A 14,964-nucleotide genomic window follows, 5' to 3' on the forward strand; every position below is an offset into this window, starting at 1 on the left:
TCTCATGCGGCCATCCGGTTGATGGCGTGGAACCTCGTCTTGTCCGGCTCGCACCGGAGCACGGCGAAGTTCCGTCCGGTCGCGTCTGATGGCCCCATTCGTTGCTTGAGGCAAGCGACCTTGTATTCCAGGGTGTTCGGGTCGAGCGCGACGGAGAGGCTCAGCTCGGGCTTCTCGGACAGGCCGCCCTTCACCTGGTCGCGCGACGGCGGGTTCCATGGGTCCGCCTTGGCATCCCACGACTTGTCGGATGCGTGGTGCATGAGGATGACCGTCGCGCCGGTGGCTCTCGCCAGCTCGGTCGCGTTGGACATCACTGCCATCTGTTCGGTGTAATCGCTCTCCGCACCCTCGAAGTCCATGAGGTTGTCGAACACGATGACCTCGGGATAGCTGTTGTGCAGCTCGACGTACGCCTCCAGCTCCTCATCCACCTGCTGCCAGGTGATCGGGGCGCCGAACGAGAAGGTGAAGTTCAGATCCGACAGGGCCTCGGTGTAGAGGTCCCGGTTCGTGGCGAATCCTTGCTCGACCTGCTCTGTCGTCTGGTTCGTCTTCATCGAAGCGAGCCGCGACGACGCGGTGAAGGCGGACATGTCGGCGCTGAAGTACAGCGTCCGGAGGTTCATCTGTGCCGTCCAGAAGAGGGCGAAGCCCGACTTCTGGGTGCCTGATCGGCCGACGACCATGATGACCTCGCCGAAGCGGGGGCGAACTCCCTTGGCGTAGATCGCCGAGAAGGCGTCCACGCGGGGGAGTTCGCGCCCCGATTCAGAGTTGAGCGCGAGCGACCTCGAAGGGGTCAGCACTCAGCAGTCTCCGTAGCTCAGTCGAAGCCCGGAGCGTCGGCGGTGGCGGCCTCGGTGGCGGCCTCGCGCTTGATGTAGTAGGCGCCGACCGCGGCGACCCGGTCACCCGGCACGTTGAAGTCGAAGACGTAGTAGTTCTTGCCCGTCGCCTTCTTGACCGTGACCAGCATCGGAACGCCGGTGCCGATGTGCTCGCGCGCCTCGCCGGCCAACGCAGAGTGCGTGATCTTCGCGTCGCGGAGCACGTCGAACGGCGCTCCCTCGTCGAGGTTCTGCGAGTTCCGGAAGATCGTGATGTCGCAGACGATCTCGTCGCGGTAGGTCACGTCACCCTGGAACTCGTTCCTCTGGTTCTCCAGGACCCGCTTCGGCTCGATCATCAGGGCCAGGTCGGCAGCGTGCTCGGCCGGCTTGAAGAAGGCGCCGTTGGTGTTCTTCTGGGTCGCGAAGGGGTTCGTCACGGTTGTGGTTCTCCTGTCAGTCAAGGGATGTGAGGGCATGCGACAGGGCCGGTGGCACACTAACACACCAGCCCTGAAAATGAGCGCGAGGGAGCGTTCGCTCAACCCGCGTCAGCGAGAGTTACACTAACACACTCTCGCGACGATGTCGAACCGTCAGACCAGGGCGCGGATCTTCTCGGCGCGGTCGTACGCCGCCCAGGCGTCGTTGTATGCAGCGTCGGCCAGCTCGCTCAGGCCGGTCACCTTGAGGGAGTGGTCCGCCTCCAGGTCGTCGAGCTCGCGCTCGTGCCGGCTGACCATGCGCTCACGCTCGTCGGCGTAGGCGATCTCGGCCTGCTCGATCTGGAACGTGGCCTCGTTGGCGACGGCGCTCAGCTCGGCCTCGGCCTGGACGTGGTCCTCGATCAGGTTCTCGAAGACGGAGGCGGCCGACGAGTGCAGCGCCAAGGCCGCGCCGTACTGCTCGCCGAGGGACGGGGTGGGCGGGGTCTTCTTCAGCAGGTTCTTGATCACGATTAGGTGGTCCTCTCTCTCGTCAGTGCTTGAAGTTGGTGAGGCAGCGGGCCGGAACCTCGGCCGCCTTGGCGAACTGGAACCAGGCGCACGGGATGTGCGTGCTGATCCAGATCAGGAGGCCGATCACGATCAGCACGGGAATGCCGGCGAGCGCGATGGCCAGAGCTTCTTTGAGCTTGCGCCGGCTCACGACTGCTGGACCGGCACGTCGTCGGGCAGCTCGTGGCCGAGGCAGTGGGCGCACTCGTTCGGCCAGAGCCACGAGTAGTCGCACCGCTCGGCCGGCAGGCCGTAGAGCAGGCGCAGGGTCGCGGGGTTCACCTCGATGAGGTTGAACGTCGAGGAGAACGAGCGGAACTGGTGCCACCCGGTCAGCGCGATCTCGTGCAACTGCTCCATCGACTCGCTAGCCCTACCCATCATCGGGCCGTAGCCCTCGACGAGGTCACCGTAGGTGTAGCCGACCGACTCCATGCTGACCGCGTTCAGGAGTCGTCCCGGATATCGTGCTCGGCCAGGGTCTCCTCGCGACCCTTGGTGTAGCCGTCGTCCCACCCGTCCGCGGTGCTCACGCCGCCGCCTGGAGGGACTTGCCCTTGGCCTTGTACGCGGCCATGATCTCGGGGTTGGCGTCGAACAGCACCTTGTTCTCGGCCCACACGAGCTGGAGCGCCTTGACACTGGTCTGCGAGTTGACGGTGTCGATCATGACGTCGACCGGGTTCGGAGTGGGGTCCGCGGCCTCGGCCTTCGCAGGCGAGCTCGCGCCCTCGGCCGCCTTCCACGGGTCGCCGTCCTTCATGGCCTCGTGCACCGCCGCGGGGATCTGGTCGCGGGGCTGGGTGCTGGCCGCCGCGTTCGCTGCGGTCTCTTCGGACTTGGTCGCGAGGACCGCGCCGAGCTTGTTCTGCACCGTGGTCACGGCCTGGGCGACAGCGTCGCACATCAGGCGGATCTCGAAGTCGGTGCGACCGTCGCACTCGCTCGGCTTGAGGCCGAAGTAGGCGATCTGGTCGGCGCGAACCGCCTCGCGCTCGCCGCTGAAGTTGATCAGCGACTCCTTGTACTTCTCGCCGGTCTTGTAGGTGACGCTCGTCCGGCTGGTCAACTCGTTGTCTGTCACTCGGTTGGTGCTCCTCTCCTCGGCGCCGCTTGTGAGGTACACACTAACACACTCACACCGGCGAGGTCAAGCTGATCTTTCAGGGCTTCGAGCGGGCCGCTAGCCACGCTCACGCAGTACACAGTACACAGTAACACACTTACGCCGAACGAACAAGTTCGGTTCTGAGCGCGTTCTTGCTGAACGGGATGAGGGCCTTCTTCCCGCGGTTGCGCAGGTCCCGCACCTTGCCGGCGACCTGGACACCTTCCCAGCCCATGTCGAGGTCGGCCCAGTAGAGCTCGGCCTCGCCGCTGCCCGCCGGCAGGTTGATGATGATGCCCCAGTCCTTGCGGACCTCGCCCATCGGTCGACGGCAGTGCCTCACGCTCGCCGGGGTGTGGCTGTAGAACTCCCCGCGTGAGTAGATGGAGAGCTGCATGGCGATCTTGAGCTGGCCGAAGTCGACCCGCCCGGTCTTGAGGTCGGTGATGAGCAGGTCGTCCTCGTCGATGATCTGCCCGTCCGGCGTCACCAGCTCGACGAACTCCCAGTCCTTGCGCCACTGGTCGTTGCTCAGGTCAAACTCTTCCTCCAGGTACGCCATGCTCACGTGCTCGCCGGTGATCCTGTTCCGGTAGCACGACCACTTGCTCACCCGGTCGGGCGTGCCGGCGACCTTCAGCTCGTCGACGACGACCAGGCGCTCCATCTCCACGTGAACGAAGTGCCGATACGTACGCCGGTAGGCATCCATGTCGACCACGTCCTCGAACGACACGTCGTCGGGGAGCACCTCGCCCTGGTCCTTCAGCTCGGACAGGCCATGCAGGTAGGTGCCCCGCTCAGCCTTCTTCTCCGAGCCGGCCGTCTGCTTGGCCACCTTGGCGCGGCGGTTCAGCCAGTCCTTGTCGTCGGCGTTCTCGGGGTCGCGCTCGGCCACGCCCTCCGTGAGGCTCGGGTCGAGCACTACGCCGATCAGGACGGAGCGTTCGCCCCAGGCCATGAGCTGCGACTTGTCCTCCAGCACGTCGATGTAGCTGGTGACGCGAGAGTAGGCCCGCGTGATCTCACCCTTGCCCTTACACTTCGGGCACTGGATCGTGTTGCCCGGCCGCTTCTCCGAGGGGATCCGGCCGACGCCGTCGCACTGCGGGTTGTGGCAGACGTTGCGGATCTTCGGCCGGCCCGAGCCCTCCTCGCGAGGGACCTCGTTGTCGCCGCCGGCAGCGCGGTTCTGCTGGAGCTTGGCGTTGGTACTGGGCTCCGCGAAGACCGCCGTCACTCGACCACCTCGGCGAGCCAGATGCGAACCGTGCCGTCGTCCAATGTCTCGGCGGGGCACTCGCTCTCGGGCATGACCTCGAAGCCGTACGCCGGCAGTGCGCGGATCAGGATGGTGAGGGCGCGCTCGTCGTGGTCGGGCGCGGCGTCGATGTAGAGCTCCTCGTTCTCGCAGTCGAGGTGGACACTGATGCCGCCCGAGCTGATGGTGATCGCCAGCCGCTCCCAGAGCTTGGGGACGACGGACGATCCGACGAGCTTCAAGTGCGGACGCGCAGCGGAAGTGACCGGCGGGTGAACCAGCTCGGCAACCACAGTGACGTACCTCCTGGTGTGTTAGTGGTGATGTTCATGCGGCATTTCTATACCAGGGTGTGATGGTGTGTCAACTATGCGGACGCGGATTGCAGTTTGTTGCAAATCCGCGGTTCCCCCCGCGCGACAGAAAAGGCCCCCAGCCACAAGCCGGGGGCCTCGGTGCCTCCGTCCCCCGGTTGTGACGGGAAACCTAGCAGTCGGAGGGATGTGACAGATAGTCACTATTGGGGTTACTGGGGAGTTGTGATCTCTCTGTTATTGAACGTTCAAACGCAGACCTAGGAGTCTCGCTTGTCCCGACTCCTTCGAGGCGTGGTCTTGCTCTCAGGCTCACGAATCAGGTCGTTGTCGATCCCCGGCCGGCGAGGAACGTAGAAGAATCCGCGCTCCGTGTCGGGGTCGTAATGAACCACAGTGCCGGTCTCGCGTCGCGTCTCCAGCCATCCGGGAAGTCGCTCAGCGTCACGCTCACTCAGCTCCATCCCGGCGCGCTGGCGGGCCACGGCGCGAAGGAGCGTTACGGCGTTCCGCCAGCGGTGCTCGTCCTTGATCTCCCACGGGATCAGGTCGTCGTCGCGCACCAGCCGCGCCTCGATCCCGTTCCGTCGACGGAAGTTCCCCCACATGGAGGGCACGGTCTCGATGCCGTACTTCTCTCTGTACTGCTCGACCATCCAATCGTAGGTTCGCCCCTCGTCGAACCAACGGATCACCTCAGCCTTGTCCTGGATTTTCGATGCCGGCATTGGAGCCCCCTCTCGATGTCCTGCCCCGTCAATGGGGTTGTGTAGATGAGTCCATAGTTGCCCAACTGAGACACAGTGTCAAGGTGTTACAGTTTAGGGACGTGGCGTACATCACGCCGAGATAGGAGCAGTAGCTATGGAGATCGTCATCCAGGTGTGTGACGTGTGTGAGAAGGTGGGCAAGCCGGTGAAGCAGTACGGGGTCTCCGAGGATGACCGTGTCGCGAAGCCCGTCCTGTGCGCTGATGACGCCGCCCCGCTGGAGCGGTTCCTGCCGAAGGCGCCTGGGGGAAAGGTCGTCGCGGCAGCGAGGCCGGCGACGAAGCGGCCCGCAAAGAAGGCGGCGGCCCGCGGCGGTCGGCAGTCCGGGGTCATGACGATGGAAGAGATCGAAGCCCAGAAGCGCAAGAGCTGAGCAACGACGAAAAGCCCCCGCCGTGAGGCGGGGGCTTCGTCATGTCAGGCTCAGTGGTTGATGCTGGCCTGGTCGTCCTTCAGGAAGGCCGGCAGGTAGCCGAGGTCTTCCAGCTTGTTCTTGACCTTGGAGATCAGGGTGGTCGCGGCTAGAACCAGCCCGAAGACGTACGCCTCGCTTTCCAGGCTGACGCCGAACTCGTGCAGCATCGGCACGATGACGGCGATGACGGCGAGTACGCCGAGCGCCATGTCGATGCCGGTGCGAACGGCGCGGCGAGTCGAGGTCGAGGAGATCTTCTTCAGCACGGTGTTACCTCCGATGAGGGTGTCGGACAGGGTGGGCTTGCGGTGCTCGGCCATCAGCCGTTGACCACGACGTGGTAGCCGTAGCGGGCCATGAGGGCGCCGGTCCGGGGACCGAAGACGCCATCGGCGGCGAGCTTGTTCTTGCGCTGGACGGCCTTGACCGCCTGGAGGACGAGCGCGTTGGCGCCGGTCCAGTTGATCCACTGCGGGTGGCTGGTCTTGTTGACCCAGGCGGCCTCGTGCTCGGCGGTGATGAAGTTCAGCCGGCGAGCCCACGCCATGAAGGCGCGGATGTCGAGCCAGGTGGCGTCGGCCGTGCGCATGTGGCCGCCCGGCTGGATCAAGCCGGCGCCGAACTTCAGGCTCCAGGTCACGATCGTCACGTCACGCTCGGGCGCAGAACTCGGCGGCTTGGTGGAGCCACCGCGGATCTTCCGGGCGACCGCCGCGACGCGCGCCTTGGAGGCGTTGATCTCGAAGTGCATCTCGTCCTTGCGGCCCGAGTAGTCGCCACCCCAGCGGATGGCGCCGTCGTACTCCTTCAGCTTCTGGCGGATCTTCGCCGCCTGCGCCGCGGTGAAGGTGTTGCGCGCGGCGAGCGGGTGGTCGACGGCGTTGGCGTCGGCCGCGGTGCCCGAGGCGTGGTTGCTCAGGTCGGTGCCGCCGCGGACCGGGCGCTCGGCGTAACCCCAGTCGTCGAAGATGCCGCCCTCGATGTCCTCGATGTTCTTGTCGAACCAGGCGAGGAAGTGGGTCAGCAGGAAGCCGGCATCGCCGCTCGCCAGGCGCAACTTGCGCGTAGTTCCGGGGATGGTCCAGCTCTTAGTCAGTGAGATGTCGTTGGCCGGCCAGCCGTTCTGGCTCTTGGGCATGAGTGCGTACCTCCAGGGTGGTGTGGGCAGTTCGGTACAGACGGAGGCCCCGGTGCCTCACTAGCACACCGGGGCCTGCGACATGGTTGGTCAGTTGGCGATCGAGCGGAGTTCCTCGCGGGCGTCGTCGAGCGCGGCCTGGATCGCATCGAGCCGTAGCTCGACGGCCATCCGGCGCTCGCGCTCCGCATCTCGGTCGGCGATGGCGTGGTCCCGGTCAGCCTCGGCCCGGTCGGCTCGGGCGGTCTCGGCGGCGAGCACTGCGGTGAGGGCTACAACAGCCGTCTCCGCGCCGTTCACGATGATGCTGTCCCGTTCGACCGGGACCTTCTTCCGCGCCGTCCAGGCCGCAACCACGCCCGCTACCGCGGTGCCGGTGAGGAAGGGCGCGGCGAGCTGGATAGCCAGAGGGATCTCACTCACGAGCCGACCCTCCGGAACGAGATCCGCTGGTACTCGTGGCCGGAGATCAGGTTGAGGTTGCCGGTCGAGGTCTGGCGGCAGGCCAGGATGACCTGGTCGTTGGCCGCGAGGCGGACCTCGCCGTTCAGCCGGACCGTGGTCCAGCCGATCTTGGCTGCGTCGCGGGAGTCGTAGTCGATGTAGTCGCCGTTGGGCGAGCCGTCGACCCGAGCCAGCCGCAGCTCGCGAGCTCCCGTGGTGTTGCTGTTGAAGGTCAGCGTCACGTCGTAGACGTAGCGACCCGCGGTCGGGAAGCTGAAGCGCGCGCTCTCGAAGGTGTAGCCGATGCCGCTCTGGCCGCCGTTGTCCATGCGCCAGTCGAGGATCTGCCACACGTCGTCGGGGATGCTGATGCCGCCGGCAACGCCGACACGCCACGCCTCCGAGCGCATGATGTACGGCTGGTTCTCCAGCGTGGACAGCCGAGCGAACACGTCGGCCGGCACGATGGTCGCCCAGGCCGAGCCGTTCCAGAACTCCCACTGGCCGATGGTGGTGTTGTAGCCCAGCCGGCCGTAGCGCGGCGAGCTCGGCCTGGTGGCCGTCGACCAGGGGCCAACGGTGCTGCCGAGGAAGAGGCGGTCGTCGGTGATCTTGGCGGGGTTCACGTTCACATCGCCCGGCGAGATCAGGATCGTTGCCACCGGCATCTCGAAGATTCCGATGTCGGTCTGGTTGAGCGAGGGGACCGGGCCGCCGGCCGTGCCGGAGATGACGACCGGGAGGATCGAGTTCGCGGCGGGGTCCAGGCGAAGGACCACGCGGTGGTACACCGGCGCCGAGCTGGCCGCCGGGATGGCGATGGGCTCGACCGCGGTGTTCTGTGCGCCGTGGCCGCGGACCAGGGCGAAGCCCGGCTGGGCGGTGACGTTCATGCCGGACGCGGCGACGATCTTCCAGGCGGTGCCGCCGTAGGTGTCGGCGACGCCGGTCTGCTGGAGCTCACGGAAGAGGGTGGTGTACTGCCCCTCCGTGCTGTCCTGGTTGTCGAATGGGAAGGAGCTGATAGCCACTAGGGATCTCCAATGGGGCTGAAAATGTGAGGGGTTAGCGCCCCAGGTGCTCGATGGTGATGCGGGCGTAGGCGTCGCCGGGCACGAGCGTGAGCAGGCCGCCAGCGGACTGGAAGACCTGCACCCAGACGGTCTCGTTTGAGGCGAGGCGGATGGCGTCGGAGACGCTCAGCGCGGTGAAGCTGGTGGAGTTGCCCGGCAGCGACTGGTAGGCGAACATGCCCCTGGTCGAGGAGTGCAGCGCGATGTAGCGGTAGCCGACCGTGCCGCTCGGGACCGAGGGGAAGGTGACTCGCGCGCTCACCAGGTAGCGGCCCGGCACTCTGGTCGTGAACTCGCCGCCGCCAACGCTGAAGTTGTGGGGGATCAAGTCAGTGCCGGCCGGGTCTGCCGAGGAGTCTCGCTTGACGGTCCAGCGGAGCACCTGCCACGCATTGGGTGGGATGGCCGACGAGGCGGATGCCTTCAGGTTGGGCACAACCCACTCGGTGTACGGCCGGGTCGTCTCGACCCCGGTGTTCCGCTCGATCGCAGAGATCCTGCTCTCCACGCTGGAGACCCGGCTCGCCATCCCGTCGCCGAACTGCGTCGGGTCGCCGATGGTGACGCCCACGCGGAAGCCGGTGGCGTCCGCCTTCAGGACGTAGCCGGTTACGTCGACCTTGAGCTCCTGGCCGTCGACCGTGACTGCGACCCGGTCGCCCAGGTTCCAGTCCGTGCCGAAGGTGGCGGCGCTGTCGTCGGACGGGACGGTCTGGGCCGAGACTGCGCTGAAGCCAGCGTCGTCCAGGGCTTCCTTGCCGGCGGCGGCCAGCTCGGCGGGATCGTCCTCCGTGCGCTGGTCGATGAACCGCTCGATGCGCCGACCCCACTGGGCCTGCGCTGCGACCGACGCCGCGGTGGTGTACTCGGAGAGCTGGCGCGTCTCGTCGACACCCTGGCCGCCAACGATCGCGACCGTGAGCCCCGGTGGGGAGGTGGCAACCTTCTGGCTGGCAAGGGATCCGTTGCGCGCGTCGAGCCGGATGATGTCCGACTTGTCGCTCACTCGGTAGGTCTCGAAGACCAGGCCGGCGCCGCGCTGCACGACCCTGAATCCGAGCCCGAGCCCCTCCTGGATCGCCAGCTCGGCGAGCAGTTCTCCGAGGGGCTGGAAGTTCGGGGCCTTGGTCACGTACGCCCCGCGGCCGAGGTCCGTGCCCGTGGTCAGGCCGGCCTTCTTCCGGGCCGCGGTGGCGAAGGAGCCGATGTTCACGTTGACGTACGCGTGCATCAGCGTCTCGGCGAAGCCCGAGCGCCTGTCGGCCTTGTATCGCTGGGCGTTGACCGCCCGGCTTGGGTCGGGGTAGGCCAGCGTGTCCGCCAGGATGACGGTGTCGGTCACGCCCTCGATCGTCAGGGTGCCGCCGGGGTCGGTGGTCGATGTCACCTCGGTGGGCGTGACCATCGGCCCGGAGAACAGCACGTCCTCCGGGCCGTCCACGATGAGGCCCGAGCCGGGCGTTCGGAGGATCGCCGCGAGCGGGTGATCGGCTCGGAGGCTGAGCGTCCAGCTACCGACGTTGTTGTGGTCGACGGATGCCGTGAGGTTCAGCTCGGCGGGGACGATGATGCCTTGGCGAACGAGCGACTTGTCCCGGACGGTGACAGTGATGTCGTCGAGCTTCAATCAGACCACCATCCACTTCCGGTCTTGCCAGGTCACCCGGATGCGGGCCTTGGCGGAATCGACCACGTCCATGGAGACGTGGGCAGTACTGGTGCCGGGGGCAACGGTCCACATTCGTGGAGCCGCACCGACGCTGGCGAAGCGGTTGGCTCCAGTGGAGTCCCAGACGCGCCCCGACTTGGTGTCGATGTAGAGGGTCACGCCATCGGCGAGCGTCCCGTTCCAGGCGATCCTCTGGCCGCTGGGCGAGATCGCCTCGAAGTTCGTGCCGGAGGTGATCTCCCATAGCGGGTAGGCCGGAGCGTCGCCGCCGTTGACCAGGGTCACGTCGCCGAAGGCTTGCGAGGAGCGGACCTTCAGCGCGGTGAGTGGGCCGTTGAGGAGTCCTCGGCCGGCGCCCTCGGTGACGATGGTCAGGCCGCCGTCGCGGGAGCTGATCCAGTACGGATCGCCCGCCCTGAAGGTGATGACCATCATGAGGTCGCGCTCGCCGATGGTGTCGGCTCCGTAGACGTAGCTGCCACCGCCGACGCGGACGACATTGCAGTACCAGTAGGTGCCATCGGCCTCTACGAGCCGCAGCTCGCACTCGCCGGACACCATGATGGCCAGCCGGGAGACGAGGGCCTTCAGCCCCTCGCGATCCTTGCCGTCGAAGTACAAGGGCAGGTCGATGTCGCGGGGCAGGACCCGCTGCCCGCGGAAGGTCGCGCCGTCGCCTGCGCCCTCGATCCACTGCACCGAGACCGGCGGCAGGCCGAGACCGGTTACCCCGGTCAGGGCCTGCGCGCCGCGCATCTCGGGCGGGATCAAGTCGTACACAGGGTCGTCCTCCATCAGGAGGGAATCCAGGTCGAGCAGATCCCCTGTGACGTTGGACTTGAGTACGAGCTTGACCATTACCAGTTCACCATCCTTGAGCGTTCGGCAGCCGCGAAGAGGTCTTCCTCGGCGTTGATCGAGGAGCCCTCGGCCGCGTGGTAATGAAGGACGCGCTGTGCGCCGGCAGCCCCACCCGAGAGCGAGGAGTCGACGGCGGACGCGAGCTTCAGGGACTGCCCGGACGGGCGCTGGGAGGCCATGTCCTCCATGGCCGCGGAGACACGGGGGACCGAGGCGGAGATGCCGTTGGCGAACCCCTGCCCGACGAAGCCACCGATCGCCATGAACACGCGAGACGGGGACTTGATCTTCAGTGCCTTCTTGATCGCGGCGGTGAGCACGTCGGCGATCCGCAGCATCTGGAGCTCAAGCGGCTTCTCCATTGCCTTGAGCCCCTTTACGAGGCCCTCGGCGATGTGGATGCCGTTGGCGTACTGCGTGTCCGCTGCGGCCTTCGCAGCCTTGCCGGCGTACGTCGCCAGCTCGGCCTGGAGCTTGTTGATCTCCTTGACGCCGGACTTGCCGGCGCCGAGGATCGACTTGCCCGCTGCGATGCCGGCCTCCGGACCAGCCTGTGCGATCTGGTCGAGGGCGGTCTTGTTCAGGCCCGCCTTCTGGAGGTCGGCGAGCACCCGCTGGAACTCCGCGGCTGCGTTGCGGGCCTTGATCAGGCCGGCCACGATCGCGTCGTACGAGTGCTTGTCGCCCGCCGTCACGTCGCCAGCGCCGACGAGGTTGCCGTAGATGCTGGAGGCGTAGCTGGCCGACTTCTTGCGGAGGTCGTCCAGGTTGGACTGAGCGGCCTTCATCCGCTTGGCCAGCGCGTCCTGAGCCTTGGTGACCAGGGCGAGCGCGGTCTGGCTGTTGGTGACGAGGGTGTTCAGGTGAGCCTTCTGGTTCGCCGTGAGCACCCTGGACATCGAGCCGATGACCGTGTTGACCTTGCCGATGTTGGTCTTCACCATCGACGGGATGGCGTTCGTCAGGCCCTTGAGCGCAGCCCGCAGGACGGGGATCTGCTTCTTGATTCCGACGATGAAGCCGTTGATGACCTTCACGCCCGCGGGCGTGAGGATCGTGGCGTCCCGCTCGGCCGGCCCCTTCCACTCAGGGAGCTTGTCGGTGATGCCACCGAGGACGCCCCGAATGCTGGGGATCGCGCTGGTGATGCCGCTGACGAAGCCGGAGATCAGGGAGCGGCCGGCCGAAACCAGCACGCCGCCGAGGTTGCCCAGGGCGCCAGCCGCGCGAGTGCCGAGACTCTTGACCGTGGAGATCGCGGAGTCGACGCCCGTCTTGACTGCGGCGACGAGCTTGGCCATCGCACCGCTGGCCGAGGTGACCATCGAGTTGAAGCCGGTGACCAGGTTGTTCTTGGCCTGCCCGACCTTCGCGCTGACGGTGGCCTGCACCGAGTCGAATCCGACGCGCACGCTGGCGGCGATCCTGGAGACCGCGGAGCCCGTGTCGGTGTTGGCGGTTGCCCAGCCGGCCTTGATGTCGGCGACGACCGTGTCCATCTTGCCGGAGATGGTCGTGCCGATGTCCTCGAACCAGCCCTTGACGGCGTTGAAGCCAGCCTCGACGTAGCCAGGGATCTCGGTGACGAAGCCGTCCGAGAACAACTGCTTGAGGATGTCGATCGTCGGGCCGATGTTGGTGACCAGGTTGGACAGCGCGAGCCAGGGCGCGTTGAGCGCCTCGGTGAGCGGTCCGATCAGGTAGCCAGCGATTTCGCCCAGCGGTCCGAGGATCGGAGAGACCGCTTCGAGCAGCAAGCCGAAGGCTTCGATGATCGGGGTGAGCGCGAGCGCGAGCTCGGTCGACCCTTCGATCAAGCCGGGCAGGATGTCGGTGGCGAAGCCGACCAACTGCGGGAGCAGCGGGGCGACGGCCTCGACCAGGCTGATGAACGCCTGGGCCAGGGACGGCAACAGCTCGCCCAGCTTCGGCATCGCCTCTTCGACCAACTGCTTGAACGAGGCGAGCAGCTCCGGCGTAACCAGGTTGGCGAGCGCCTCGGCGATCGGCGGCAGGAGCGGGGCGATGATCCCGATTGCGTCCGCCAGCGCCTCACCGAGCAGGTCGATGATCGGCGTCAGGACGGGAGCGAGCTCGGTGACCACGTCGGCCAGGGCGCCGAAGGCCGGACCCAGCACGGGACCGAGGTTCTCGGCCAGCTTGCCGGCCACTTCGAGGATGGCCCCGAACGCATCGCCGAGCTGCGGCAGGTACGGCAGGATGGCATCGACGCCGGCCGAGATCCCACCGAAGAGGGTCTCGATTCCCTGCTGCACTGCGGGAGAGGCCAGCGCCTTGGCAATGCCGCCGATGACCTTGCCAATGGTCTCGCCAGCGAGCGGCAGGACCGTGGTCGCGGTCTTGGATAGGGCCAGGAACAACTTCTCCAGGCCGGGGCCGGCGTTCTTCGTCAGGTTGTCCATGGCCGTGTGAGCGGCCTCGAACGTGGTGACCAGGGCGGTCTGGAAGGTGGCGCCGTTGACGACTGCACCGATCCGCTCCAGGGCGTCGGCCAGCCCGCTGAGGGACGAGCCACCGGCGGCCTGAGCAGCCTTCGCCAGGCCGGACAGGATCTTGCCGGCGCCAGCAGCGACGCGGCCCAGTTCCTTCAGCGCGAACAGGCCGGACTCGATCCAGCCCTCCAGGCGACCATCGGCCGCGACGGCGGTAAGCCAGCCGTCGAACTGCTTGGCGATGTCGACGAACCACTTGGCCAGGCGGGGCAGGTAGCCCGCGCCGACCTTGCCGAGCGTCGCGATGGTGGAGGCCAGCGAGCTGGTCGCACCCTCGGCGATGCCGATGGAGTCGTTGAGGTCCCGGAACATGTTGCCGAGCAGGCCGTCGAACGACGTGGTGAGCGCCGTGGCCAGGCCGCCGAAGAACACGCCGAGGTTGCCGGCGGTCTTCTGGAGTCCGGCCGAGAGCTCGGGGAACACGTGGTCGACGAGGTTGCGGATCGGCTTCTCGGCCACTGCCCAGAACTTGCTGGACATCTGGTCCTGAAGCTTCGAGAACTTCTTGCCCACCTCGGGGATGACCTTGTTGAAGTCCTTCAGCACCGCGAAGCTCGCGCCCAGGCCGATGGCGATGCCACCGAACAGGCCGGGCAGCGCGAAGGCCAGTCCGCCGATCTGAGCCAGCGACGCCGACAAGGCGAACAGGTTGCTCGCGCTCGCCAGGGCGAACGCACCCAGGCCGGCGATCGCCTCAGCGATGGTGCCGATCAGGGGGACGTTGCGGTCCAGGTTGGACAGCGAGCGGGTCAGGTCTTGGAGGTAGCCGTTCAGGACTCGGGCGCCGGACAGCGCCGCGAGGGTTGCGCCGACCTTGGCGACCGACGCCTTGTTGATCGAGGCAACGATCTCGGCGCGGCGCTTCCGTGCGAGCAGGGCGAGCTGGGCCTGAGCCTTCAGCCTGGCGCGCTCCTGAATGCTCGGCTCGATGGCCGTGTCCTTCAGGTCGTCGAGCTTGTCGCGCAGGTCGGCGATGTCGTTCTCGACCTTGTGCTTGTCGCGGTCGCTCATCTCCGGCTTGATGGTGGCCTGGAGCTTCTCGATCTGCTCCAGGATGCCGGCCATCTGCCGACGCATCCGAGTGGTGGAGGAGGCGTCGAGGGAGGGGTGGAACTTGAGATCCTTCAACTCGGCGTTCACGCGCTCGCGCATCTCGGCGAACGCCTGGTCGTCGATCGCGACCTTGATCTTGGTGGCCTCGGCGACCTTGTCGGCCAGCAGCTTCTTCGCGGCTTCGAGCGCCGGCCGGTCGAGCTTCACGTCGACGGAGATCTCGTCGAGCTTCTCAATCTCGCGCTGGACCTGCTTGAGTGTCGCCTCCAGGGAGGTGAGGGAGTTCTCGTTCACCCTGAGGGTGACGGAGCCGAGCTCCTTCTTCACCTTCGCGGCGGTGGCCTTGGCCTGGGCCACGACCCCGGTGGCGTCGAGGTTCAGCTTGATGTCGAGGGCATCGACCGACTTCTCGATGGCGGTCAGGTCACGCTTGAGCGTGCGCCGGAAGTCGTTCGTGTCGGGCATCACCTTGACCGCGATCCGGCCGATGATCTGTGTTGCCATGCACTGCTCCCTT

17 protein-coding genes are annotated in these 14,964 nt (G+C 66.6%); 1 reads left to right on the forward strand and 16 read right to left on the reverse strand.

The features are described from left to right. Positions 1-2: 2 nt before the first annotated feature. The 9 genes from HDA39_RS00630 to HDA39_RS00670 form a co-directional block, all read right to left on the reverse strand. The gene (locus HDA39_RS00630) at positions 3-749 is read right to left on the reverse strand and encodes an AAA family ATPase (RefSeq protein ID WP_202892823.1); all 747 of its coding nucleotides are present in this window, start codon (positions 747-749) and stop codon (positions 3-5) included. Between the two features lie 77 nt (positions 750-826). After that, the gene (locus HDA39_RS00635) at positions 827-1,270 is read right to left on the reverse strand and encodes a hypothetical protein (RefSeq protein ID WP_184793287.1); all 444 of its coding nucleotides are present in this window, start codon (positions 1,268-1,270) and stop codon (positions 827-829) included. Positions 1,271-1,426: 156 nt separating this feature from the next. Continuing rightward, complete coding sequence (locus HDA39_RS00640) at positions 1,427-1,786, reverse strand: hypothetical protein (RefSeq protein WP_184793288.1); 360 nt, start codon at positions 1,784-1,786, stop codon at positions 1,427-1,429. A 22-nt stretch (positions 1,787-1,808) separates the two neighbouring features. Further along, positions 1,809-1,979, reverse strand: a complete 171-nt coding sequence (locus tag HDA39_RS00645; RefSeq protein WP_184793289.1) for a hypothetical protein — start codon at positions 1,977-1,979, stop codon at positions 1,809-1,811. Next, entirely contained in the window at positions 1,976-2,263 is a 288-nt protein-coding gene (locus HDA39_RS00650) for a hypothetical protein (RefSeq protein WP_184793290.1), read from the reverse strand. Before HDA39_RS00650 ends, HDA39_RS00645 begins: the two co-directional genes overlap by 4 nt. A 94-nt stretch (positions 2,264-2,357) precedes the next feature. After that, entirely contained in the window at positions 2,358-2,912 is a 555-nt protein-coding gene (locus tag HDA39_RS00655; RefSeq protein ID WP_184793291.1) for a hypothetical protein, read from the reverse strand. A gap of 139 nt (positions 2,913-3,051) precedes the next feature. After that, positions 3,052-4,176, reverse strand: coding sequence for a hypothetical protein (locus HDA39_RS00660; RefSeq protein ID WP_184793292.1), 1,125 nt, complete (start codon positions 4,174-4,176; stop codon positions 3,052-3,054). Continuing rightward, positions 4,173-4,439, reverse strand: a complete 267-nt coding sequence (locus HDA39_RS00665; protein ID WP_184793293.1) for a hypothetical protein — start codon at positions 4,437-4,439, stop codon at positions 4,173-4,175. The genes HDA39_RS00660 and HDA39_RS00665 overlap by 4 nt, the downstream gene beginning before the upstream one ends. 332 nt (positions 4,440-4,771) lie before the next feature. Beyond that, entirely contained in the window at positions 4,772-5,167 is a 396-nt protein-coding gene (locus tag HDA39_RS00670; protein WP_202892824.1) for a hypothetical protein, read from the reverse strand. A 208-nt stretch (positions 5,168-5,375) separates the two neighbouring features. Here HDA39_RS00670 and HDA39_RS00675 point away from each other — a divergent pair, with 208 nt between their 5' ends. Beyond that, positions 5,376-5,654 carry a hypothetical protein gene (locus tag HDA39_RS00675; RefSeq protein WP_184793295.1) on the forward strand — a complete coding sequence of 93 codons (279 nt, stop codon included), beginning with the start codon at positions 5,376-5,378 and terminating at the stop codon, positions 5,652-5,654. Between the two features lie 50 nt (positions 5,655-5,704). Here HDA39_RS00675 and HDA39_RS00680 read toward each other — a convergent pair whose 3' ends face one another. From HDA39_RS00680 to HDA39_RS00710, 7 genes are all read right to left on the reverse strand, one after another. Then, entirely contained in the window at positions 5,705-6,016 is a 312-nt protein-coding gene (locus HDA39_RS00680) for a hypothetical protein (RefSeq protein ID WP_184793296.1), read from the reverse strand. Further along, positions 6,016-6,834: a M15 family metallopeptidase gene (locus HDA39_RS00685; RefSeq protein ID WP_184793297.1), complete on the reverse strand. Its 819-nt coding sequence runs from the start codon at positions 6,832-6,834 to the stop codon at positions 6,016-6,018. Before HDA39_RS00685 ends, HDA39_RS00680 begins: the two co-directional genes overlap by 1 nt. Before the next feature lie 90 nt (positions 6,835-6,924). Continuing rightward, on the reverse strand, positions 6,925-7,257 hold the full coding sequence (locus tag HDA39_RS00690) for a hypothetical protein (protein WP_184793298.1): 333 nt from the start codon (positions 7,255-7,257) through the stop codon (positions 6,925-6,927). Then, positions 7,254-8,309, reverse strand: a complete 1,056-nt coding sequence (locus HDA39_RS00695) for a hypothetical protein (protein ID WP_184793299.1) — start codon at positions 8,307-8,309, stop codon at positions 7,254-7,256. The genes HDA39_RS00690 and HDA39_RS00695 overlap by 4 nt, the downstream gene beginning before the upstream one ends. 34 nt (positions 8,310-8,343) lie before the next feature. Continuing rightward, positions 8,344-9,978, reverse strand: a complete 1,635-nt coding sequence (locus HDA39_RS00700; protein WP_184793300.1) for a siphovirus ReqiPepy6 Gp37-like family protein — start codon at positions 9,976-9,978, stop codon at positions 8,344-8,346. Further along, on the reverse strand, positions 9,979-10,878 hold the full coding sequence (locus HDA39_RS00705) for a phage tail family protein (RefSeq protein WP_202892825.1): 900 nt from the start codon (positions 10,876-10,878) through the stop codon (positions 9,979-9,981). After that, complete coding sequence (locus tag HDA39_RS00710) at positions 10,878-14,951, reverse strand: phage tail tape measure protein (protein WP_184793301.1); 4,074 nt, start codon at positions 14,949-14,951, stop codon at positions 10,878-10,880. The genes HDA39_RS00705 and HDA39_RS00710 overlap by 1 nt, the downstream gene beginning before the upstream one ends. Positions 14,952-14,964: the final 13 nt, after the last annotated feature.

This window comes from Kribbella italica (assembly GCF_014205135.1).
GTDB classification, from domain to species: domain Bacteria; phylum Actinomycetota; class Actinomycetes; order Propionibacteriales; family Kribbellaceae; genus Kribbella; species Kribbella italica.

Excerpts from the sequence above, each read along its gene's own strand:
- HDA39_RS00650 (WP_184793290.1), bottom strand. The coding sequence starts at position 2,263 with ATGGAGTCGGTCGGCTACACCTACGGTGACCTCGTCGAGGGCTACGGC.
- HDA39_RS00670 (WP_202892824.1), bottom strand. The coding sequence starts at position 5,167 with ATGGTCGAGCAGTACAGAGAGAAGTACGGCATCGAGACCGTGCCCTCC.
- HDA39_RS00675 (WP_184793295.1), top strand. The coding sequence starts at position 5,376 with ATGGAGATCGTCATCCAGGTGTGTGACGTGTGTGAGAAGGTGGGCAAG.
- HDA39_RS00680 (WP_184793296.1), bottom strand. The coding sequence starts at position 6,016 with ATGGCCGAGCACCGCAAGCCCACCCTGTCCGACACCCTCATCGGAGGT.
- HDA39_RS00685 (WP_184793297.1), bottom strand. The coding sequence starts at position 6,834 with ATGCCCAAGAGCCAGAACGGCTGGCCGGCCAACGACATCTCACTGACT.
- HDA39_RS00705 (WP_202892825.1), bottom strand. The coding sequence starts at position 10,878 with ATGGTCAAGCTCGTACTCAAGTCCAACGTCACAGGGGATCTGCTCGAC.
- HDA39_RS00710 (WP_184793301.1), bottom strand. The coding sequence starts at position 14,951 with ATGGCAACACAGATCATCGGCCGGATCGCGGTCAAGGTGATGCCCGAC.